This is a genomic window from Pantoea sp. ME81 (assembly GCF_903970985.1).
Lineage (GTDB): Bacteria > Pseudomonadota > Gammaproteobacteria > Enterobacterales > Enterobacteriaceae > Pantoea > Pantoea communis.
Window position 1 is genome coordinate 1 of sequence record NZ_CAJCKS010000043.1, and the last position, 23265, is coordinate 23265.

The 23265-nt window shown below is 50.9% G+C and carries 22 protein-coding genes and 1 pseudogene; 3 read left to right on the forward strand and 20 right to left on the reverse strand.

Features of this window, described 5'->3' with window-relative positions:
* Positions 1–304: 304 nt before the first annotated feature.
* Positions 305–433 (reverse strand): annotated as a pseudogene (locus tag H7A81_RS27530) (type VI secretion system tube protein Hcp); the annotation flags it as partial.
* A 1-nt stretch (position 434) separates the two neighbouring features.
* Positions 435–698, reverse strand: a complete 264-nt coding sequence (locus H7A81_RS10355; RefSeq protein ID WP_255478940.1) for a hypothetical protein — start codon at positions 696–698, stop codon at positions 435–437.
* A gap of 634 nt (positions 699–1332) precedes the next feature.
* Between H7A81_RS10355 and H7A81_RS10360 the strand changes: the two genes are divergently transcribed.
* A complete protein-coding gene (locus H7A81_RS10360; RefSeq protein ID WP_064511320.1) occupies positions 1333–1500 on the forward strand; it encodes a YhfL family protein in 168 nt (55 codons plus the stop codon).
* Between the two features lie 132 nt (positions 1501–1632).
* Here H7A81_RS10360 and H7A81_RS10365 read toward each other — a convergent pair whose 3' ends face one another.
* The 7 genes from H7A81_RS10365 to H7A81_RS10395 all read right to left on the reverse strand — a co-directional run bounded on the left by H7A81_RS10365 (position 1633) and on the right by H7A81_RS10395 (position 8517).
* Positions 1633–1974, reverse strand: a complete 342-nt coding sequence (locus H7A81_RS10365) for a hypothetical protein (RefSeq protein ID WP_182057427.1) — start codon at positions 1972–1974, stop codon at positions 1633–1635.
* 85 nt (positions 1975–2059) lie between these two features.
* The gene (locus H7A81_RS10370) at positions 2060–4102 is read right to left on the reverse strand and encodes a pyridoxamine 5'-phosphate oxidase family protein (protein WP_182057428.1); all 2043 of its coding nucleotides are present in this window, start codon (positions 4100–4102) and stop codon (positions 2060–2062) included.
* Positions 4103–4112: 10 nt separating this feature from the next.
* The gene (locus tag H7A81_RS10375) at positions 4113–4730 is read right to left on the reverse strand and encodes a glutathione S-transferase family protein (RefSeq protein ID WP_160833122.1); all 618 of its coding nucleotides are present in this window, start codon (positions 4728–4730) and stop codon (positions 4113–4115) included.
* Positions 4731–4953: 223 nt separating this feature from the next.
* Entirely contained in the window at positions 4954–6306 is a 1353-nt protein-coding gene (gene celB / locus H7A81_RS10380; RefSeq protein WP_182057429.1) for a PTS cellobiose transporter subunit IIC, read from the reverse strand.
* Positions 6307–6499: 193 nt separating this feature from the next.
* Complete coding sequence (locus H7A81_RS10385; protein ID WP_182057430.1) at positions 6500–7816, reverse strand: 6-phospho-beta-glucosidase; 1317 nt, start codon at positions 7814–7816, stop codon at positions 6500–6502.
* Complete coding sequence (locus tag H7A81_RS10390) at positions 7809–8150, reverse strand: PTS lactose/cellobiose transporter subunit IIA (protein WP_182057431.1); 342 nt, start codon at positions 8148–8150, stop codon at positions 7809–7811. The genes H7A81_RS10385 and H7A81_RS10390 overlap by 8 nt, the downstream gene beginning before the upstream one ends.
* A 61-nt stretch (positions 8151–8211) precedes the next feature.
* Positions 8212–8517: a PTS sugar transporter subunit IIB gene (locus H7A81_RS10395; protein ID WP_034823341.1), complete on the reverse strand. Its 306-nt coding sequence runs from the start codon at positions 8515–8517 to the stop codon at positions 8212–8214.
* Positions 8518–8809: 292 nt separating this feature from the next.
* Here H7A81_RS10395 and H7A81_RS10400 point away from each other — a divergent pair, with 292 nt between their 5' ends.
* Entirely contained in the window at positions 8810–9763 is a 954-nt protein-coding gene (locus H7A81_RS10400) for a MurR/RpiR family transcriptional regulator (protein WP_182057432.1), read from the forward strand.
* Between the two features lie 87 nt (positions 9764–9850).
* Here the strand turns inward: H7A81_RS10400 and H7A81_RS10405 are convergent, their stop codons facing one another.
* The 10 genes from H7A81_RS10405 to H7A81_RS10450 all read right to left on the reverse strand — a co-directional run bounded on the left by H7A81_RS10405 (position 9851) and on the right by H7A81_RS10450 (position 21055).
* On the reverse strand, positions 9851–10351 hold the full coding sequence (locus H7A81_RS10405; RefSeq protein WP_182057433.1) for a fimbrial protein: 501 nt from the start codon (positions 10349–10351) through the stop codon (positions 9851–9853).
* On the reverse strand, positions 10344–10946 hold the full coding sequence (locus H7A81_RS10410) for a fimbrial protein (protein ID WP_182057434.1): 603 nt from the start codon (positions 10944–10946) through the stop codon (positions 10344–10346). Before H7A81_RS10410 ends, H7A81_RS10405 begins: the two co-directional genes overlap by 8 nt.
* Positions 10947–10976: 30 nt before the next feature.
* Entirely contained in the window at positions 10977–11747 is a 771-nt protein-coding gene (locus H7A81_RS10415) for a fimbria/pilus periplasmic chaperone (protein WP_182057435.1), read from the reverse strand.
* A gap of 51 nt (positions 11748–11798) precedes the next feature.
* Entirely contained in the window at positions 11799–14306 is a 2508-nt protein-coding gene (locus H7A81_RS10420; protein WP_370529949.1) for an outer membrane usher protein, read from the reverse strand.
* A gap of 20 nt (positions 14307–14326) precedes the next feature.
* Positions 14327–14875: a fimbrial protein gene (locus tag H7A81_RS10425; RefSeq protein WP_182057437.1), complete on the reverse strand. Its 549-nt coding sequence runs from the start codon at positions 14873–14875 to the stop codon at positions 14327–14329.
* Between the two features lie 76 nt (positions 14876–14951).
* Positions 14952–15491 (reverse strand): fimbrial protein, encoded by a 540-nt coding sequence (locus H7A81_RS10430; protein ID WP_034823335.1) that lies wholly within the window; start codon positions 15489–15491, stop codon positions 14952–14954.
* A gap of 534 nt (positions 15492–16025) precedes the next feature.
* A complete protein-coding gene (locus H7A81_RS10435) occupies positions 16026–17420 on the reverse strand; it encodes an MFS transporter (protein ID WP_182057438.1) in 1395 nt (464 codons plus the stop codon).
* Between the two features lie 150 nt (positions 17421–17570).
* Entirely contained in the window at positions 17571–18350 is a 780-nt protein-coding gene (locus H7A81_RS10440; protein ID WP_182057439.1) for a hypothetical protein, read from the reverse strand.
* Between the two features lie 291 nt (positions 18351–18641).
* A complete protein-coding gene (locus tag H7A81_RS10445) occupies positions 18642–19730 on the reverse strand; it encodes a tartrate dehydrogenase (protein WP_182057440.1) in 1089 nt (362 codons plus the stop codon).
* A gap of 14 nt (positions 19731–19744) precedes the next feature.
* The gene (locus tag H7A81_RS10450) at positions 19745–21055 is read right to left on the reverse strand and encodes an MFS transporter (RefSeq protein ID WP_182057441.1); all 1311 of its coding nucleotides are present in this window, start codon (positions 21053–21055) and stop codon (positions 19745–19747) included.
* Between the two features lie 130 nt (positions 21056–21185).
* Between H7A81_RS10450 and H7A81_RS10455 the strand changes: the two genes are divergently transcribed.
* The gene (locus tag H7A81_RS10455; protein WP_182057442.1) at positions 21186–22094 is read left to right on the forward strand and encodes a LysR family transcriptional regulator; all 909 of its coding nucleotides are present in this window, start codon (positions 21186–21188) and stop codon (positions 22092–22094) included.
* Positions 22095–22101: 7 nt separating this feature from the next.
* Here the strand turns inward: H7A81_RS10455 and H7A81_RS10460 are convergent, their stop codons facing one another.
* A complete protein-coding gene (locus H7A81_RS10460) occupies positions 22102–23145 on the reverse strand; it encodes a LacI family DNA-binding transcriptional regulator (RefSeq protein ID WP_182057443.1) in 1044 nt (347 codons plus the stop codon).
* Positions 23146–23265: the final 120 nt, after the last annotated feature.

Below are 23265 nucleotides of genomic sequence, written 5' to 3' on the forward strand. Positions count from 1 at the left end.
TTAGATAGAGCGCTGTGACAACTCTATCCAGCGCTGTCACTCTTTCCCTGCACGCCGTTCTTCGGTAGAGCAGGGGATTGAAAATCCCCGTGTCCGTGGTTCGATTCCGCGTCCGGGCACCAACATTCTGAAAACCCAGCCTTTATGGCTGGGTTTTTGCTTTTGTGGGTTTCTAAATCACCTTCACGTCTTCACCGCCATCAAAAGCATTAATCTTGATTCCTGCGCTTTAACGGTATGCTAAGCAGTAGCTCACCAGATACAGAGCCCTTGCCAGGTGACGGTATCTACAGTCAGATCCATACACCGACAGGTTAATGCCATGGGTCATGCCGATAATTTCAATGCTGCCTTCACGATCCTGAACATCGACAGATCCTTGAATATCTGCTCCACCACCGTCTTTTAGCCACATATACGGAGGGAGTGGCATTTTACTTGCTCCTTGTTTTTTTAATTAACTTCGCGATTGTTAAGTAAACAGCTGTAGTGATGGACATCACGATGGAAAAATCAATATAGAAATAGGCATCATAGAGAGTTTCAATATTGGATTCACCGCTGATAAACACTGCGATCTTATCGGCGAAATCCTGAGAGATATACGTTTCAGCGCTACCGATCGATCTGCCAACAGCAAGCGATAATAGTATAAAGAAAACGCATTTTGCGATTCTACGGGCAAGTACTTGAGCCATTGGCCACGACCTCAATTAATCCTCGGGCCATAAGTGAAGGCTTGCCTGGTACGGACACCATTGCAGTGTTCATAAACGCCTGGCGGATAAGCGCACAGTTTTCACTGTTTAAAGCCAACTTTCTCTGAAGTGCCATTACCTATCCCTAATTAACATTCATGCAGTAACTGTAGGTAATGTTACATATGATAAATTTTTTGAGCCAGTAAGAATAATGATGTGTTTTCAATTTTGCGTAGTCGCCAACATTATATGATCGTCTGAAGGCCATATTCGGTATGGATGCTGATTAATCCTTCACAACGAAATAACCAGTTTAAACACTGCTTTAGTCATTTTCCTAAAATTCCTGCTAACTCTTTAATTGATGATTAATATTATCAACCTAAAGGATTTCCTGACATTAATGGAAATTGTCAGATTTCCACTACAAAAATTCAATCAAAAAATGATAACCATGAGATTGTTCGTCATGTTGTCTTTAGTTATGTATTTAATTGATAATTTATCGCATAAGCGCTGTGAGGTGCTTATGTTCTGTTGCTCACTATTTTCAGTGGTTTCTTGATTTTTAGTGAGCGGGAGTGGTGATTCAACATCTTCAAAAACACTTTTAACAAATGGACGCGTTATTATGAATAAGCTCATCAAGTTTTCAATTGCCGCTGCGGTAGTGGCTCTGCTGTCTGGATGTACTGGAAGCGTATACAACAAAGAAAAGAACTGTGACTACGATTATCTGCTTCATCCGGCAGTATCTATATCTAAAATCATCGGTGGTTGTGGGCCGGTAGATAAATAAAATTTTGTGTCATGCGCGGCTGGTTTTAAATTCATACCAGCCGCGATATTTATAATCTTGTTCGGCTTTCTCGCCTTAATGTCACTTCAACTACAACGTCAATGCTTAAACCCATAAGTATTAGGCATGTCGCTAATAGTAATAAACCTCAAGGTAAGCATTATGCGCACCTGTGGTGGGCATACGATGTAAAGTCAGTTGGCCGTGGGTTTCACCGGGTTTACCCCCGGCAGCGGTCATGTCGATCTTCGCTCCATCAGGTGTATAAGCCTGGCGTAATACCGCATTATTTCCTGGCTGACACTGAAACGTATACGGCGTACTGAGTGATGATGCCGAAAGTGTTGACTGAATGACCTGCGTTTCGCAACCTGACGGTTGAATGACGCCCGTGACGCGTAATTCAACACTTTGCGCGAGGGTCAGCCCGCTCGTACACATGGATAGTAGTAAAATCAGTGGTTGAATGCGCATCGTACTGCTCCGATTCAGGTGATGATTCTGTTATCGGTTACTGTGCGTTATGACTTTAATTTGAATGTCGGGCAGTCGCGCACACTTAAATATCCAGATGAATTTCTTCAACGTTCCCATCATGCTGGGCCGGAACCGCGCAGCAGAGCAGCACCTCATCCTTAGCCACACTGGCACTCGGGCGGGTTGTGTAAGTGACTGCACCTCGCAGCAACCGGGTTTTGCAACTGCCGCAATGTCCTTCACGACAGCTGTATTCTGGGCTGAGGCCACGCGCTTCGGCCAGCTCCAGCAGTGAACCACTTTGCGGTGTCCAGCGCGCCTCTTTCAGCGACGTCATAAATTTAATCGGTACGTCGCTCGTTGCGACCGCTGGCAGCGCCAATTCGGGGTCCGCTTCATCTTTGTGACGCTGCAGCGACGAAGGACCAAAAGCCTCCGCGTGAATGCGTTTGTCGGCGATATTGTAGCTGCGCAGCCCGCCATATAACGCCTGAGTAAACTGCGGAGGGCCACACAGGTAAAAGTCGTAGTCGTTAAAGGGCAGCACCTGTGAAAGCAGCGCCATATCGATGCGCCCAGCGACATCGTAATCGAATCCCTGTTCGGCACCGTCCGGTTGGCTCAACACGCGCACCATTTTGCATGCGCCCTGTGAGGCCGCCAGCAACGCATCCAGTTCGCGTACAAAAGGGCGTTCCGCTTTGTTGCGCGCGGACTGGAAAAAGTAGGTCGGGCGCATGCGCTGTTTGCGGCGTCCTTCATAAACCAGGTGGCGCAGCATCGCCAGCATCGGGGTGATGCCGACACCCGCCGCCATCAACACCGCTGGGCGTGTCTCTTGCGCATCGATAGTGAAATCACCGGCTGGCGCACGGGTATCAATTCGATCACCAACCCGAAGATGATCGTGCAGATAGCACGAGACCACGCCATCGCGTTTGACGCTTATGCGGTAAAAACCGTCCGACGGCGCAACCGACAGGGTGTAGTGACGAATCAGCGGTTTGTCTGTACCAGGCAACTGCACGCGAATCGGCAAGTGCTGTCCGGCCTGATGCGCCAGCAAACCCGCGCCATCATCTGGCATCAGATGAAACGAGCGAATCGATGCGCTCTCATCGACAATCTTCGTCACCCTAAAAGGCCGCCAGCGTCGCGCCAGTTCGCTGGCACGCAGGCGTTCGGCAGCCGATTGCCAGTCACCCGTCATTTCTGACGCCGGTGAGATACCGCCTGCTTCCGTTTCCCAGCGCAAGGCGAGGGCGGCATGACGACGCACGATGCGGCGAGGGCGGAATGTCCACAACCGTTCGGCGCCCTGGAATGCCGCGATCTCCGGCGAGTCGAGGATCACGCTGGCATCCCCGGTCATTTGCAGCGTATCGCCGCTGGGGTAATCAACAAACAGCAGTCCTGCTTTGCTGTTTTGCTGGATGTTGCCGAGCGTGGAGAAAAACAGGTTGCCGTTAAAATCGGGAATGGTCAGCAGGCCATCTTCATCCACACGCACAAAACCAGGTTTGCCGCCGCGATGCGAGGCATCAACCTGATGATTGGCGTAAGTCGCGACGTAAAACGTATCGGCGGTGGCGATGGTGGTGCGGGCCGCCTCATCAAGCGTGCTGAGCACTTCAACCTCACCAAGAGCCGACTCATCGGGCGAACGAGCAAAGCGGAAATCGCGCAGCTGAATGTAGCGCGGACAGTTGCCGAAACTCTGCTCCACCTGTACCCGAAAGCCACCGCCAATCGCGCTCAACACGCCGTTCATGCGGTTACGGCGACGGGTGTGCAACTCAATGCCGAGCAGGCCAACCGGAGCGCCATCAGTGAACCCGGCTGCAGCCGGATCGCGGGGATCCGGCTGGGCGGCAATATCCAGCGTGGTGGCATTGGGCGAGAAAATAAAACCGGGCTGGCCTTCCAGCAGCGTAACCCAGGCATCGCCTCGCGGGTCCACGCTGCCTACCACGATAAACGGCAGTTGCGCGTAGAAGTGACGATGCTGATCGGGCATGTAGTCGCGAATCACACGTTGGCCGACTTCCGCCATGCGTTCGGCTACGCCCGCTTGCTGCTGCAGGGCTATTTCACCTGCATGCCATACCGGAAGTTTCTCGCCCATGATAGTTAACTCACGCGATGCTGCGCAGACCGGCAGCGGTTTGCGGGAAGGGAACAAAGCCCGGCAACGCTTCAATACGGCGTAACAGCGCATTGACCGCCGGATAGCCAGAGAGATCCACATTGCCTTCCGGCGCGCCGATCAGGTAGCTGTACTGTGCGATATCCGCGATGGTCGGGCGATCGCCGACCAGCCATTCACGACCGGTAAGATGTTGATCCATTAACGCCAAAATGGTGTGCGCACGGGCGATTACTTCGTCAGGGTTGAACGGGCGACCAAACACGGTAATCAAGCGTGCCGCGCAAGGGCCATAAGCCAGTTCACCTGCCGCGACAGACAACCAGCGCTGCACCTGCGCCGCACCCAGTGCATCTTCAGGCAACCACTCACTGCGACCTGATTTTTTCGCCAGATAAACCAGAATGGCGTTGGAGTCGGAGATATACACGCCGTCATCTTCCAGCACCGGCACCTGGCCGAATGGGTTGATGGCGAGAAACGCCGGGGATTTGTGTTCACCGTTAGCGAGATCAACATCAATCACCTCGTGTGGCAGGTCGAGCAGGGACAGAAACAGACGTGCACGGTGCGCATGACCAGAAAGCGGGAAGTGGTAGAGTTTCATCATCAATGTCCTTTAGTGGTGGCCGGGATGATCCCGAACCCTGTCTAAAGGTTGGCACAGCCTGTGGCGCGGCAGAATAGCCGGGTTTGCGAAGTCATTGTTGCGGAAAATGGAAGAATGGCGGGCAATGCGACTACACGGCGACCCTGCAAAATCATTAAACCTATTTTGCAGGGCGCGCAGTCATGCGTATCGCTATTGCCACGCAGGGGTTGGCCGGGAACTATGAGACTACCGCACTCCCTGCTACAGCCTGAGCCTGCTGTTCGCTTTGTTGTTCTTCGCGCTGTTTCAAACGATCCCATACGCGGAAGAACGGATAGTAAATCACCATCGAGATCGCCAGGTTAACCACCTGTAACACCGTGCCGGAAATGTGCCCCCCAGTTGCCAGATAGCCGCTGACAAATATCGGCGTGGTAAACGGCAGGGCGATGCCGGCTGGCGGGGCAACCAGTCCGGTGGTCATGGCCGCCCAGGAGACAATCACCAGCACCACCGGGGTGAGAATAAACGGCAGGAACAGGTACGGGTTCATCACCAGCGGAATGCCAAACACCAACGGCTCACTGATGTTGAACAGCGCGGCGGGTCCTGCAATCTTACCTAGCTGTTTCATCTGGCGGCTGCGAGAGCGGATCAGCATAAAGATCACCAGCCCTAGCAACGCACCGGTGCCGCCAGGCGCTATCCACAGATCATAAAACTGCTGCGTGAAGATGTGCGGAATCGGCTGGTTATGCTGGAACGCTTCGAGGTTTTCACTCATGTTGGAGAGCCAGACCGGCTGGATGAACACCAGCACAATGGCATCGCCGTGCAACCCCAGCGTCCAGAGAATGCCAATCAGTAGCACCGAGAAGATCATGCCCGGCAGCGTGCCGCCGACGTGGTGCATCGGCAATCCAATCACGGTGGCGATCAGGTTGTTGATGTCGCCAAACGGCGAGGCTTCCACTGCCAGACGGATGATCAGCACCACCGCCAGCACGCAGAAGCCGGGCACCAGCGCGAGGAAGGATTTTGCCACCGCAGGCGGCACGCCTTCCGGCATCTTAATCACCAGATTGCGGCTGTGGACGAAGCGATAAATCTCCGTCGACATCAGCGCAATCACAATGGCCACGAACAAGCCCTGGCTGCCAATCATCGAGATCGGCAGGACGCCGGTCACCAGCTGTGCGGGTGCATTTTCCACCGGGGCAAACAGCGTCTGCTGCGGAATGGTCATCACAAAGGCCACTAACGCCATGGCGCCGCTGGTGAGCGGATCCAGCGTGCGGTACTTCTCCGCCAGACGATAGGCGATACCGAAGCTGGAAATCAGCGCCATGATGTCGTAGGTGGCGCGCACCGGATAGAGCAATTTGTTGCGCCAGGTGTCGCCAAACAGATCCGCCATCAAATGGCCCCACGCCGGAATCGGCAGGTAAGCGAAGATCAGGAAGAAACTGCCAATCAGCATAAACGGCATGTTGAGAATGATGCCGTCACGCACCGAGAGCACATGCTTTTGTCCGGCGACTTTCAGCGCTGCGGGCAACACATAACGTTCAATAAGAGTACGGTTGGACACAGGGCCTCCTCAGGCTCAATGGCGCAACAAAATGATAATTAGCGGTCTATTTGCACCAACGCTAGCGGCGGATAAATCGCGCTGTTAGCGTTGGTGCAGGTGATCTTACATTGCCAGATGCCCTCAATTGTGCAGCGGCACGGTTTATCGGGCATATCTGGAGCCGCATTCTCGCGATTGCACCGCTACGGCGCTATTGAGCCGATGAGAATTGCGGCAACCACGGCTTGTTCAGGGTTAACACTTCGTCCAGCAGGGCTTCTGCTGTCGCGACATCACCCACCAGTGGGTTGCCCAGCAGCGCCAGCAATGCCTGATTACGATCGCCATGTACCGCCGCTTCGATGGTTAAGCGCTCGAAAGCTTTAATCTGCTGTGTCAGGCCGTTCATCAACGGCGGCAACTTACCGAACACCAACGGATGCGCGCCCTGGGCATCCACCAGGCAGTTCACTTCCACCACCGCGTCATCGGGCAGGCCGTGAATCGCGCCGTTATTGCGGCAGTTCACCACCAGATTCTTGCTGCTGTTGTTGTGAATCGCGCTGATCAGCTCGACCGCCACTTCAGAGTAATAGGCGCCACCGCGGAAACTCAGTTGCTCCGGTTTGTGCGCCAGATGCGGATCGGCATACAGCGCGAACAGCTCCGCTTCGACCTTCATCACTTGCTCAGCGCGGGTGCCTTCATGACCGTTTTTACCTTTCTCCTGTTCTTCAGCCAGCATCTGCGGCGTCTGCCAGTAGTAGCGATGATACGGACTGGGAATGGCATTCAGCGCCCGCAGGAACTGCGGTGACCACGGCATATCTTTAATATTGTTCATGGTCAGCGACTGGCCATCACACAGTTGGTCAATCACCTGTTTGGTGACATCTTCGCCACGGCAAGTGACCTGATGCACCCACACCAGATGATTGAGCCCGGCAAAGCGCAACTGCACATCATCCCATGGCGCGTCGAGCATACCGGCAATCATATGATGCATATTCACCGGTACGTTACACAGGCCGATGATTTTGGCGTTGCTATAGCGCGAGACCGCTTCAGTGACGATGCCGGCAGGGTTGGTGAAGTTGATGATGAAGGCATCGGGCGCCAGCTCTTCCACTTTACGCGCCACATTCAGCATCACCGGAATGGTGCGCAGGGCTTTGGCAAAACCGCCTACGCCGGTGGTTTCCTGTCCGAGTCGTCCATATTTCAGGCCAAGGCGTTCATCAGCTGCGCGCGCAGCCAGTTGGCCGACACGTAGCTGGGTTAGCACGAAGCTGGCACCACGGATGGCATCATCCAGCTCAAAGTGCACGCTGACGTTGACCTGCTCTAATCCCTTCTTCTGCAGCATGCGGCGGGTGAGGTCGGCAATAATATTCACTTTCTCCCGACCCGATTCCACATCCACCAGGGCAAGTTCAGTCACCGGCAACTGCGCATAGCGATTGATAATCCCTTCAACCAGTTCCGGTGAGTAGCTGCTGCCACCACCAATAATGGCTATCTTAAGCATCGGTTCCTCCTGCCGCAGTGCGGCGGTAGAGTTCAATGATTTCGCCCGCCAGATCCTGCACCAGCATGGCGTTCATCAGGTGATCCTGGGCATGTACCAAAATCAGGGTGACGGGCAGTTTTCCGCTGCCTTCATCAAGACTGATCAACGCCGTCTGCTGTTGGTGTGCGCCATTGACGCTCTCTTTGGCAGCTATGAGTTGTTGCTCGGCAGCAGCAAACTGGCCTTCACGCGCTAATCGCAGGGCGCTCAGTGCTGCACTGCGAGCGGCACCGGCCTGTACCAGCAGCAGCATGATTTGTTCTTCAAACTCGATAACCACTTCTTCGGACATGCAGAATCCCCCACAGCACAAGGCCGTGTTTATTTCGGTCAGTTTGGGTAAAACGGAGGTATTACGAGGTGTGCAACGCCAGGGCGGTATCCAGCACCTGTTCGCCACGCATCATGCCGTAATCCATCATGTCGATGACGGCGACCGCTTTGCCTTGTGGCGCGGCGATGGCAGTCAGGCGGGCGGCTTCAAACTTTACTTGCGGGCCGAGCAGCACCACGTCGGCATCCGGCAGGATGCGTTCGAATTCCGCTACCGGCACCGCTTTGATATCTATCGTTAGCCCGCGCCCCTGGGCAGCGCTCTGCATTTTGTTGACCAGCATGCTGGTGGACATCCCTGCAGCACAGCAAAGTACGATACGCATATGATTTCCTCCTGTGATTTGTCGGGGCCATTAAAGACCCGTGTTGGAGACGGTGTAAATACCCTCTGGACAGACGGTTTTCTGATGAATGAATAATTAACGATTTAAAATTAATGACTTATCTTATGAATGTTCGTGAAAATATTTTTCACGACTGTGATCGGTGCTGTAATTTATCGTTAATATAAGCGGTTTTAAACGCTGGTAGTGGTGGAATAGCTGAAAAAAAACTCACACTGAAAAATATTTTCATGCATGATGGATGTTCGCAACGAGAGGATGTGGTGAGCGGATGGATATTGTCTGGCAACTGCGGCAGCAGTCGGCACGCGCGGATGCGCCGGAATCTAAGCTGGCGCGTTTTATTCTGGAAAACTTGCATGTCAGCACGCAGGCGACAATGGAAAGTCTGGCAACGCAGGCAGGGGTGAGTCCTGAAGTCCTGCGCCGCTTTGCGGTATCGGCAGGCTGTCGCGATCTGGATGATTTCCTGCATCAGGTGCGCAAAGCAGGACAGCAGGAAGGGGCATTTCTCGATGTCATCCGGCAGCGCCAGCCATCGCTGAGCCAGCAGGAAAATCGTGTGGCGCTGGCGATCCTTAACGATGTCGCGTTTGCCGCATCGGCCACGATTGAGCAATTAGCCGGACGCGCTGAAGTCAGTGCGGCCACCATCACCCGTTTTGCCCGATCCGTGGGTTGTGAAGATATTCGTGAATTGCGTATGCGGCTGGCCAGGGCCAGTTCGGTGCCTTCAGCGCCAAACGTGCAGGGTATTCCACAGCTGGGGGCAATTCATCAGGCGTTAGCCCAGCAGTGGTCATTGGCTGAAACCGAGACCTGGGAGCGGGCGGCGCGAATGCTAGTTAAAGCTCGCAGCGTGCTGTTGATTGGTGCGGCAGGGCAGACCACGCCCCTGGTGGCTGAAGTACACCAGCGATTAACGGCGACAGGTCTGGCGCTGGCATGGATCCAGGACGATAACCTGCTGCGCATGACGTTAAGCCGATTACAGCCGGATGATTTACTGCTGATCCTCGCGCCGGATGTGGTGAACAGCAGCGTGTTGAGCGCGGTGCACCATGCGCATATCCAAATAACGCCGGTGATTGCCATCTGCCCGACTAAGCTGAATCTGGCGAGTCAGGCCGACATTTGGTTGCCGCTGCCGGATGAACAGCAGGCGCGCAGCTATGGCATTCTCTACGCGCTGGATCGGCTGGAAACGGCGCTTAGGTCATTTTAGCGCGTAGATTTCTGACATAGGAATGCTGCGATTATGCAGCATTCCTTGAAGCGGACCGAGTGAGTGCTCCTCACCACTGAATAACATTTATTGATATTCAACTGTCAGCATTGCTGTCGCAGAGAATGATCCCAGGCTAATCCCACCCGTACTGTTTCTCACTAAGACAGCTGTTAAAACAGGTTGGTCAGGATAGGTAAAGTTGAACCAATCATTAACGGGCACCTTAACGCCGTCATATTTGATCTCAATGCCCAGGTTATTCTTGTTGGTACTTAATAGGGTTGAGTTAAATGCAGCCCCCGTACCTGAAAACTGCATTTTTAGCAGTTTTGACACCGTTGCAGGGCATTCAAGTGTGTAGGATAGCGTTCTTTCATAATTTTTCCCGTTAATCGTCGAGGCGAGAATTCCTTTGCCGAAATCGACAGCAATGTCGTTTCCTTTGTTGAGATCACAGGGCGGCGCGAGGACTTTAACTTTAACGGTGGCTCCCACAGAAAAAGCATATACAGACTTAGTCGGAGCCAGACTCATTAAGCATATGGCAGCACAAGTGTATGCAAGTGCAGAGACCTGACTATTCATAGCTTAACCTGAAGTTTATATTGGCGGAGTAATTCCCTGCACTTAATTCTCCTCGGGTACGTTCCGCAGTAATGTAATAAACGATCTGGCTATCATCAGGTTGCAATAACACTGGCTTGCCTCGTTGTCCAATAATAATATTATTGAATGATGCGTCTTTTAAACGTAATCCGATACCCTTAACCCCCTGGGCCTGAAAAAGCTGTGGATTAGCCGCATCCTCTACGCCGGTGAAAGAAAACGACACCGCCGGTTGATGCGCATTCCAGGCGACATTATCTTTCTCCCGTTGAGGGTTTGATGCATTACGCAAACAATCATGTAATGTTAGCGACACAGGAATTAATGGGCCCTGATCACCGACATTATGGAAGTTCGCGGTCGTAATGTTACCTAAATCAATCGACTGATCGGCTGAATGCATATCCAGATAGCATGTACTTTCGGTCAACGTTCCATAAACTCGCAGCACACCAAAGTGGCTCCCAATTGCACCATCTTTAAATACCGCGATGGCCAGTGGTGAAAATAACCAGGCCGCGACGGAAATGCATATGTGCAATGTTATGCATTTTAGAGCGGGTTTCTTCATCATTAATTTTATTCTCTTGTTCAGCGTGCCCGGTTATCCGTTGTGCTGCGGATCCACATGACATTCATTTCCCTTACAGCTAAATATCAGCGAGGGCTGGCCACCGTAATCATTCACGTAAACTAACACCGGGTTCTTGCCCAATGATGATGCACTTCCTCCCAATGGAGCCTGACTGAAAGGAGGGATCATGATAGATTCGAATCCTTTAATAACGTTGCCTTCTTTTTTTGCGCTCGCACCAATCAAGGTAATGTAATAAGGAGTAGGGTTTTTAACTGTATATTTTTCCCCTGATTTTAGTAATGTCATTTTTTCCTGAAAAGGTGTTGCATGCTGAGCAGCCGCTGCTTCGGCCAAATCTGCCGGGCGATAGAAAAATTTGATCCGTGTCTGTAATGCAATCTGCAGGACATTAGGTTTGTCACTTTTAGGGGGGATCTCTCTCAAATTAAAATAAAAGAGCGACTCACGATCGTTAGGAAGGTGTTTAAAGGCCTCAGATGAGGTTAAAGCCTGGATTTTAACCTGGCTTTCTTCTTTCGGTTCGATGCGTTGAATGGGTGGAACGACGATAAAAGGACTGTTATTTTCAAGTTTTTCGTCTTTATCATTCTCAAGCCATCCCTGGGCGAGATAAGGCAGCGATTCATTTTTGTTACTGACCGTTAAGCTGACTGATTTTTCTGAACCCGGATAGATGACTCGCGTTCGGTCAAGAGAGACAGCTGCCACGGCAGATTGGATGCCAGTATTGAGTATTAATGTGATAACGGCTGCTTTTTTCAATGTTATTTTTTTCATGAGAGTTCATCTCTTAATTATTAAATGTAATATTTATAAGTGATTTTTTGATTAAACTTTAATGCAAGGAAGCAGTAAGTTTGTGGTTATTTCATTGGTTAGATTCAGTGGAGGCGTTATCGTGCACTGATCGGCATTGTTCCAGCGCACCGTCATCGCTTCGCCAGGCTGAATACCGCTCAGATAAACATTGCCATCATCATTGATAATGCCGGTTTCCTGATTTTTTAGATTAAATACGCTTGCGCCAAATGGCGGTGCTGAACCATCTTCAAGACGGACCGTAGCGATGGCTTTTCCACCATGGGTGACATTGAACGCGCGGTAGCCAATGGCACCTTCAGTTAAAGTACCTTGTGAAACGGATTTCGTTACCTCAATGTCATCAGCTAATTTATCGAGGTTGATTCGGATGCTATTACGATAATAACTATTGATATCCGTAATAACGGCTTTACCAAAATAGTTGGTATTGATCGAGTGACCGTAGCCAGAAACAGGCACACCTGCAACGCCATCGGTATCAACTAACATGCGTGTTCTACCCGCAACGCTGCTACTGTGAAATGCGCCACCATTTGGAGTGAGGGTTGCACCGCCTTGCAGTGACACACCTAATGCTTGATATTGACTCTCACGGTAACTCACTGACGTGTTTAATTGGGCGAGGCTGCCTTTGTGCGTGTAGTAACCTCCGATATCAGTATCACTGTTAGCCACGCCAGCACTAATCTGATAGGAATCAGCATCACCAATACGATCATAATAACTCACGCTATTGAGGTTATTACCTTTTGAGTAAGAGTTATTGTAACTGGCGGTGCCAGATTGTCCCCATGGTAGTGAAAATGACATATATACGCCTTTGTCATTGTTTTGACCCAATGCGCTTCGATATGCAGTTAATGACAAGCTGACATTTTTAAACTTCATCAAATCCATGTTTTTTGATAATGAGAAGTCATAGCGGTCATTTGCCTGCTGATTCCAATACGTCTGATGGTTGTAATTGAGATAAGTGGCAAGGTTTAGCGATTCGAATTGCTGGTTCAAAGAAACCGTGTACATTTCTTTGCTGCGCCCGTTATCGACATTACCTTTTAAACCATTGAGGTAATCTCCCATCGAACGAAAACCATCATCCGAAAAACGATAGCCAGCGAATGATACCTGGCTACCTGTATCCTCGAATCGTTTGGCATAACTTGCGCGCCAGGCATTGCCTCTCTGCGTGTCACGGTTATGGTCTTTTAAATTTGAGACAGTGACATCTGTGGAAATTGCGCCCAGTGCAAGTAAGTCCCGGCCGACGCCAAGAGACAGGGCATGGTAGTCACCACCGCCCATTCCACCGGTGTACAGGGACCAACCATTACTGATTCCCCATGAAAGTTCGCCCGTCGCGAAGAGTGGCCCTTCAGTGTGATGTGCGAAATTTGAAGGTCTGCCTATTGAGGACTTGTATCTAATCTGTCCTGGGCGGGTCAGGTAAGGGATAGTCGCTGTATTGACCTGAAATTGTTCAATATTGCCATCCTGTTCTTCAATGCGAACATCCAGATTGCCGGAAACGGCGCTATCAAGGTCCTGAATGCGGTACGGGCCTGCCGCTACTTGCACCTCTTTAATGACGCGACCCTGCTGGCTGATGATGACTTTGGCGTTACTTTTCGCCACACCACTGATCTCAGGAGCATAGCCGCGGAGGTTCGGGGGCAGCATGTTGTCATCTGTCGCCAGACTTAAACCCGTGAAACGAAAGCCATCGAAAATCGATGAGTTCAGATAGTCTTCGCCCAGCGTTAATTTGGCACCCAGTCTTTTTATTGCCCTAAACGCATAAAACCGATTCCAGTCCCAGTTCTGCGGAGTTTGTGCGCCGCCACCTGCAGATTGATGGTCATATCGACCCTGCCAATCCGCACGTACGCGCCAGGCACCCAGATTGGCACCGGTCGTGCCATTACCCGATAAATTTGTATGACTTTTACTGCCTACCGCATTTTGCTTAATGGTCTGAAAATTGAGGTTATAGTCAAACAGCGCACCCGCTATGCCTTCTTCCCATCGTGCGGGGGGATCCCATGAAGAACTGCTATATTCCAAAAAAGCTTGAGGAATGTTGATCAGTAACGTTGATCTACCTAAATCAGCTCGCGTTGACATCCCTGCAACACTGTTCAGATTTAAGCATTCCCCGTGATGCCACCATTGAAGCTGCGAGGAGAACTTATCCTTCAAACCCAGAAGAGGAATGAGTTCCTGAGTGATACAGGCTAAGGTTTCATTTTCGTTTTCTTCAGAGGCATAGAAATTGACCACGCGTTCTGGCAGCGTGATTGAATTGATGTTTATTGCGAGAGTATATGCACCAGGTAAAATAAATCCCTTACGTGCAAACTGGCTAATGTCGATATTGCTACGATCTTTAAGATCCAGCACATCAGTATTGAACTGAATGTCTGAGCCAGCGAGCGTGCTTCTCGCTCCCAGGATGCAGGAAAAAAATACTAATATGCTTATTAATGAAATGGCAAATGCATGCCAAAAAAAACGCATCAGCATAATAGTTTTCCTTTTTAATTGTAATCTATTCTAAAACGAAGCGTTAAATGTAGGTCGCCTGAGCGAATGATGTCCTTGTTACCAATCAGGTTTAGCCGATAGTTAAATTGCAGATCACGGTTTACGTTGCTCTGACTTAGATGCTTTCCGGGAAAGGCCAGATTTCCATGATGATCGCTAATCATCATCGCGATGCCTTTTGCAGATCCTGATACTTTGAAATGACCTCCATCTTCTTCACCATCAAACATGAGTTTCATGCTGGTTATTTCAGATTGCTGTGTGTCATTTTCATACAACATGCAACCTAATAAAGCGATTGAGAAGAAGTGGTTTGGCCCACGACCTACTTTTATCATTTCGCTAACAGGATGGTTTCCGATGTTTATCGTCTGGTCGGGCGAATCTAAACTAATACTGCAAGCGGCTCCAACAATGGACCCAGTAATGTGCACTTGTGAGATACTTTCACCCGCGGCAAAGGCACCTTTCGCCAGCATCGATATATGTATGATGGTCAGTAGAATCACGGGTTTAAAACTACCTGAAATCATACGCTTCAAAGATTCGTTCCCAGTTTATCCAGTTGAAAAAACCTGCGACAAAATCGCCGCAGGTTAAGGGGAGAGAAATGGCCGATTAGTTGTAGCTCAGCACAAAGTTCGCAGGCACCTGGAATGTGCCGGGAACGATGGTTGCAGTAGATCCACCACCCTTAACATTGGCGGTGAAGGTCAGGGTATTGCTGCCGTTGAATACTTGCTGGGCGGCAGTTGGGGTATTAATTTTCACTTTCTCACCGTCATTGGTGAACATCTGGATTGATGCACCTCGTGCGGTACCGCCGGTCAAAGCAAGGCTTTCTGGATCATAGGAAGAGGTTGCACCGGTGAAGCGTGCAGTCACTTTGTCATTCGTACCGGCAGTGGCGATAACACAATCTTCCAGTTCGATTTTAAAAATCTGAGGGGTTGAGCTACCCGTGTTGCCACTGTCTGCCAGCAGCACGTTAGAAATAGCACCCAGCGATACAGTTTGATCTAATGATCCTGGAGCAATAGAACACGGAGAATCAATAATTGAACCGGTGAAAGTCACTTTACCTGTGTTTCCTGCAGCGTAGACAGAGGAAGCAGTAAACAGGCTTAATACGGACAGGGCGATAATACACTTTTTCATTTAATATCTTCCATTTTGTTTGCCGATGTTTTTATATTTAAAACATGGTATTCACTGATGCTTCATCAGAGGTGTAAGCGATGCATTACGCCTTTATATTGACGAAGTGTCAGTATTTGCACACTGCTATCAGGTGCTCCTTGAATATGCAGGTTAGAAACTGCACGATTCATTTTCGCTTAGCCTTATGATTCTTTTTATTGGCGTCGTTGGAAGATATTATGAATAGCGAGCAATCTGATGAAAATAAGATTTGTTTTCTGATGGTGTAGTGAATGAATGGGCTATTTGTCAGGGGTGTATTACAAATGAAGTTATAAGAGAATGGAAGGAGAAGGATGTCGATGTTTTAATCTGAATGACCTATTGGTCCAATTGCTGAAAACTATACCATCGCATGATGGCGGTTAATGTGAGCGGCGTCGGAAATATTACGAGAACAGTTAATGATGCTTATTAATAAACCGTGCTTCTCCTGATGAGCTAGCCATGAATAAAGCCGCCCACGCATTATCCGCGCAGGCAGTTTTATTGTTAACGGCTCAGTACCTGTGCACCAGCATTTTTCTCCAGCCGCCAGACATCAAACAAGGACATTAGCACCAGCAAAGCTACACCCGCGAAAGCGATATGAATGTCATTCTGCTTAATGGTTGCATGTTCGTGCCACAGCATGGCTCCGCGTAAGAACAGGGCGGCAAGTGCAATGCCGGCGCTCATGCTGAACTGGAAGAAGATACTAAACACCACAGAGGCGTCACTCATTTTGGCCAGGGGTACATCGGCAAACCCTAAGCTGTTGTAACAACTGAACTGCAGCGAGCGCGACAACCCGCCGATAAACAGAATGGCAGCAATCGCGAAATAGCCAAGTGAAGGGCTAAGCAGCAGGCAACCCAACATTGCGACCAGGCTGATTAAGCCGTTCACCATTAGCACCTGACGAAAGCCAAATCGCTTCATTAGCCAGGTGGTGGCCGGTTTCATCGCCAGATTACCGGCAAATACCCACAGCACCATGGCGCCTGCCTGCGCAGCACTCCAGCCAAAGCCAAGCTGGAATAGCAGAGGAAGCAGAAACGGCACGGCGTTTATCGAAGCACGAAAAAGTGAACCGCCTACAACGGCATTTCGGAAGGTATTAATGGTCATGGCACTGAACGGCAGCAGCGATTGTGGATGGCTGAAGCTATGGCGATAGGCCAGAACGCTACATAACACGCCAAGTAACAGCAATGGAATACCGAGATTAAGGTACATTTGCCCTAGCGCTTCCAAAGAGATAATGAGCGCGGTACAGGCGGTAGCGGTCAGCACAAATCCGCGCACATCAAAGGGACGTGTTTGCTGTGCTTTGAATTGGGGCACCAGATAAACGGTCGCAATAATGGCGATAATGCCGAGTGGGATATTGAGCCAGAAGATCCAGGGCCAATGTCCATAAGTTACTATCAGGCCACCGAGCGGTGGACCGAGTACCGGGGCAATCAATCCTGGCCAGGTAATAAAGGCGATGGTTTTCACCATGTCCTTTTTTTCTGTCACACGCAGCACCACCATGCGTCCTACTGGCACCATCATCGCGCCGCCAATCCCCTGCAAAACGCGGCTTAACGCGAACATTGGCAGGGTATCGCTGAGCCCACACAGTATCGATGCAACAGTAAAAATCAGAATCGCACAGGCAAAAACGTTGCGCGCACCGTAGCGTTCCGCCAGCCAGCCGCTCATGGGAATGCCCACCGCCACTGCTAATAAATAAGCGCTGACGCCGACGTTAAGCGCTACCGGACTGGCAGCGAAATCGCGCGCCATTTGGGGAATAGCGGTGGTGATGACGGTGGCGTCGAGGTTTTCCATAAAGAAGGTGACTGCGACCAGCAGCGCGAGCAGCAAGGTGCGGTTAGCTGGGATGCCATTCTGCGTCATAACGCCATTCCTTTCTCTTCCATGCAAATCAGGATTAGGGAGAGAATAGTTTCGGGCGCAATCGTTTTCTATGCAAGTTTAACGATAAAAACCCGGCAATTGCCGGGCAGTGAGAATAGGGGGCTAGATGCAGTTTTCATAAAAGCGACATTAAGGAAGATTGATCACTATGGTGCCGCTGCCGCTCTTATCTCCGGGTGTTGGATTAGTTGCTTTCAATGTAGAGGCCACCGAGTGAGTGGAAGTACCGCTGGGCAGGTAAATGGAGCCCGAACTACGGCCATCAAAGGTGAGTGTTGAAGTGACTCCGCCACCCAAATTTATAGTGCCACCCAGGCTGGCGATAGTGGCTGATGTGGCGCGGTTGCAGTTCACATTGATGGAAACACTGTCCTGCTTGCCATTGACCTTGTCAGCCTGAAGCGTGCCGTGATCAATGTTCGGTGAGCCTGAGAAAGAACAACTGGTGGGTATAGGCGGGGCCGAGGCCGTGCGGCAAACCGTGCCAGGCTGATTTTGATAGTCAATGCCGGGAAAATATCCGGCGAGTGCACCGTTACCACCAACACACACTGTATAGGGTGCTCGCCCAGAGGAACGATAACTCACATTGCCACTGGCAGGGTGAGTTCTTAAAAATACATTATTTGCCTCTGACCATGTCGCCCTGGTAGAGACGAAAACATATCGTGTTGCCACTATAGCAGTCCCAGTACCGTCACTGTTGTCGGTTACCCAAATGCCAAACCAACAACCCGCACCTCCTGTTCTGCAGACAGGACCCGTGGTGGGATTGCCACCTGATGCACTGTAGCTATAGGTAATGTTTCTACTTAAATCATATTGTGCACTTGTAATACTGATTACTGCATAGGTATTAAATGAAAAGGTGAGAAAGAGTATGGCAAGTAAATAAAATGACTTTTTCATTTTCTTCCTGGATAATTTTTCTGACAAATTGTAAGGAAATCAATATTGGATTTGAATTTTTAAGATATGTTTAATGCTATTCATTTTGATCTCTTTTGGAACAATGAATCTATCAGTCTAAGATTTTGATGAGGTAATAGCTTCCTTTATATTATGTAATCGTCCCCCTACAACTATTTAGAGCTTAGACTGAATCTAAAAGTAAGAGGATAATATCGGCTCTGGCAGGGTACTAACTTTCATTCATTAAAAGAGATCCCGAAGGATCTCCCTATATTCCCATTTCCAACTTTATACCGTCTCAGCCACCTTTGCTTTAGCCTCAATAAACTTCACCACGGCGCGGGTCACATCAGCGGTATTAGCCGTACCCCCGATATCCGGCGTCAAAATCCCTTTCTCACACACGTATTCAATCCCAGCCATGATCAACGCTGCCGCATTATGTTCGCCCAGATGTTCCAGCATCTGCACCGCTGTCCAGAAGGTCGCAATCGGGTTGGCGATGCCTTTGCCGGTAATATCAAATGCTGAGCCATGAATCGGTTCGAACATCGACGGGAAGCGGCGTTCCGGATCGATGTTAGCGGTCGGGGCCACGCCCAGACTGCCCGCCAGTGCACCGGCCAGATCGGAGAGGATGTCGGCATGCAGGTTGGTGGCAACGATGGTATCCAGCGTCTGCGGATGCAGCGTCATGCGGTGCGTCATCGCATCGACCAGCATCTTGTCCCACTGCACATCCGGGAACTCCAGCGCCACTTCGGCGGCAATCTCATCCCACATCACCATGCCGTGACGCTGGGCGTTGGACTTGGTCACCACGGTCAGCAACTTACGTGGACGTGACTGCGCCAGTTTAAAGGCATAACGCATGATGCGGGTGACACCAACGCGCGTGAAGATCGCCACTTCCGTGCCCACTTCTTCCGGCAAGCCACGGTGCGCACGACCGCCGTTGCCAGAGTATTCGCCCTCAGAGTTTTCACGCACGATAACCCAATCGAGATCGCCCGGACCGCGATTGCGCAGCGGCGAGGTCACGCCCGGCAGGATCTTAGTTGGACGCACGTTGGCGTACTGGTCGAAGCCCTGGCAAATCGGCAGACGCAGGCCCCACAGGGTGATGTGGTCTGGCACATCCGGTGCACCTACCGCGCCGAAGTAAATCGCATCGAACTTTTTCAGCGTGTTCAGGCCATCTTCGGGCATCATCACGCCATGTTGTTTGTAGTAATCCGAACCCCAGTCAAAAGTTTCAACATCAAACTTCAGTTGTTCATCGTGACGCGCCACAGCGTGCAACACTTCCACGCCTGCCGAAATCACTTCCGGACCGATACCGTCAGCGGGAATAGCGGCAATTTTGTAATTACGCATGGTTATTTCTCCAGTCAATGAGTATGAGGATGAGGAATCTCTGCCGTTTGCGGCTTATTCGTCCCGGCAGAAAGAATCAGGACCACGAGGGCGGAGAGCGCCAGTAATCCGGCGACAAAGTACAACCCCCAGGTGTAGCTACCGGTTTGCTGACGGATGACACCAATCATCATCGGGCCGACAAAACCGCCGAGGTTGCCGAGGGAGTTTATGGTGGCGATACCCGCTGCCGCTGCCGGGCCACTGAGGAACAGGGTTGGCATGCTCCACAGTGGCGGTTTTGAGGCGCTGATCCCCACGGTCACCAGCGTCAGTGCGACGATCACGGCAAACAGCGTGCTGACGTTACCGGCGTAAATCAGTCCTGCCGTCGCCAGCAAACAGGCACCCATCACATGCCAGCTGCGCTCTTTGGTGCGGTCGGAATGACGTGCCCACAGGATCATGGCGATGACGCCGATCACGGCCGGGAAGGCGTTGAGGAAACCGATCTCCAGCGAGGAAGCGCCAAAGCTGCGAATGATTTGCGGTGACCAAATGCCGAGCGTATACAACCCGGCGGAGGTGCCGAAGTAGACCAGCGCCAGAGCCAGCACACGCTTATCGGCCAGCCCACGCCATGCGCTGCTGTGACTCTGTTTAGCCGCCCGCGCATGCTCTTCAGCCTGCATGGTGTTCTCCAGCCACGCGCGCTCTTCATCAGTCAGCCATTTGGCTTTGGCCGGACGGTCGGTGAGGAAGAACAGCACCACCACGCCGAGCACCAGGGCGGGGATGGCTTCCAGCACAAACATCCACTGCCAGCCTGCGTAGCCCAGGAAGCCATGCATTTCCAGCAAGGCAGCGGAAATCGGCGATCCCAGCGCGGTCGAGAGTGGCGCCGCGGCCATGAAAATGGCCGTGACCTGCGCCCGTTTTGCTGCCGGGAACCAGTAGCTGAGATAGAGGATGATGCCGGGGAAGAAACCGGCTTCTGCCACACCGAGCAGGAATCGCAGGGTGTAGAAACTGGTGGTGCCTTGCACGAAGGCCATGCAGCCGGAGACCAATCCCCAGGTGATCATCACACGGGCAATCCAGATACGCGCACCCACTTTATGCAGAATTAAGTTCGAGGGGACTTCAAATAAAAAATAACCGAGGAAAAAGATCCCGGCGCCCAAACCAAATACCGTGGGCGAGAATCCTAAATCCTGATTCATGGTTAACGCGGCAAAACCAATGTTGACGCGATCGAGAAAAGCGATGAAATAGAGCAGCATGATGAAGGGCACAATGCGTAACGTCACTTTACGCATCACCCTTTTTTCGAGGTGAGAGTTCATATTAAAGTGCTCCAGATTGTGTAGGGTAGTGTTATTTTTTTGTCATCGAGTTCAGTATGCAGTTTTGACTTGGCTAATCATTAATCGTGGATTATATAAAGTATTTGAATAATCTAATGGCGAGGAAAATGTGGATATAAATCAACTGCGTTGTTTTGTGACAGTGGGTAAAGAGCTCCATTTCGGCCGGGCGGCCCAAAGACTGGAAATGATGCCTGCGTCACTTTCTCGCTTCATCCGAATACTCGAAGAGGACCTGGGCGTGCGCTTATTGAACCGATCAACGCGCAATGTTTCATTAACAGCGGAAGGGGCGATATTTTTTGATGAAGCCAGTAAACTTATCGATCAATTTGATGCCCTGGCGTGTAGATTTAAATCAGGATTAAAAGATGAGCGTCGTACATTACGTATTGGCGCAATTGATAGTGCGGCGCGTGGATTAGTGCCCGCCTTGTTAAACTTATTTGTTCCCCTTTATCCCACCAGTGATATTCATATTATTGAAGATAAGACCATTAATCTGATTCCGAAGTTAAAATCAGGCTGGCTGGATATGATTATAATTCGTGCGCCACAGGTGATGGATGCATCATTGGCCATCCGTTTTATCACGCGCGAAAGCTGCGTACTGGCAGTGCCGTTGAATCATCCATTGGCCAGCCGATCGCACGTGGCCGTCGAGGATTTTCAGCATGAAGCGATGATTATTCCCGACCGACGTACCCGACCACACAGTCACGATCTCACCATGAGTTTGTTTAAACTGGCGGGATTAACGCCTCACATCGCGCAGTTTGCTGAAGAGAAGCAGACCATTTTGAGTCTGGTCAGCGCGGGATTAGGCCTGGCGGTGGTGCCAGCCTCTTATCGCACCATGAACAGCGAAAGCGTCAGCTATATTGCACTGGATCTGCCGGAGCAAATAAAGGGCCTGCCGCTGAGTATTGCCTGGCAAAAAGGCAATGAAGATGATTATTTACGTGAGATGCTGCGCCTGTTAAATGACAACAAGCGCGAACTTACGCAAAAACTTTAATTGTGGATTAACTAAACTCCGATTCCGGCGGGCAGTTCTCGCGAATATAAATATTGAACGGCGTATAGCTCCCAGGGGATTTATCGCTTTCCAGCCGATTAAAATGCACCGCAATAATCTCCAGCGCGCGTCGCGCTTCTTCGTGCGGATTCTGATCGATAATCACATCAATCACCCCTTCGCGCAGCATGCGGCGACGTTCAGTGGTGAGTTCATGGGTGATCAACACCATCTGCTGCTCCAGTCCGAGAGATCTTATTGCCTGGGTAATATTGGTGTTGCCCGCTGAAACGTTATAAATGCCACGAATATTCGGATTGTTTTGCAATGCGCGGCGAACCACTTCGCCCGCCCGCGTTTGGTCCTCGCCGCTTTCCAGCGTCTCGCTGATGGCAAACTGCGAGAAGCGTTCTCGCAGCACCGAGCGGAATCCCATCTCTCGCTCCTCGTGCCCGATCATGTGCTGCATCCCCAATACCACCAGCACTTCACCGCCCTGGCTGCCGCAAAATCGGCCCATGAGTTCCCCGGCGGCGCGGCCCATCTGACGGTTGTCCGGCCCTACATAGGCAATGCGCCCGCTGGTTGGGATGTCCGTAACCAGCGTTACCACCGGCGTTTTGGTGGAAATCTGTCGTAGCGCTTCTGCGACATCAGGATCATTAGGGCACACCACAATCATCGCGTCATTCACCGAGGCAATCTGGTGGATCTGTTTGATGGTGCCCTGTGGTTTAGTCAGGTCGAGATAGTGAATAAAGCAGTTGAGGCGCATATCCGACAGGGTGGCGCCGATATCGGCGAAGGCATTACGCAGCCCGCGATAAAACGGATTCTTCGGTGATTGCATCAATACCGCCACGCGCAGCATCGGCAAATAGCCGCGAAACAGCACGCGATCGACGTTGAGCTTGTTGGCCCACTCCAGCACTTTGGCTTCCCTGGCGGGCGAGACGCCGCCACGTCGATTCATCACCCTGTCCACGGTACTCAAACTGACGCCCGCTGCTGCAGCGATCTGATCCAACGTGGTTTTCTTGATATCGCTCACATTAACCGTCCATTTTGATGGGAACCCCTCATTGAGTGAATGTTTACCGCCAATTCAGCATTTGATCAAGATTTCAGCATCAATTAATTTCAAAGGGTGATGTGCGTAGAGTTTATTTAA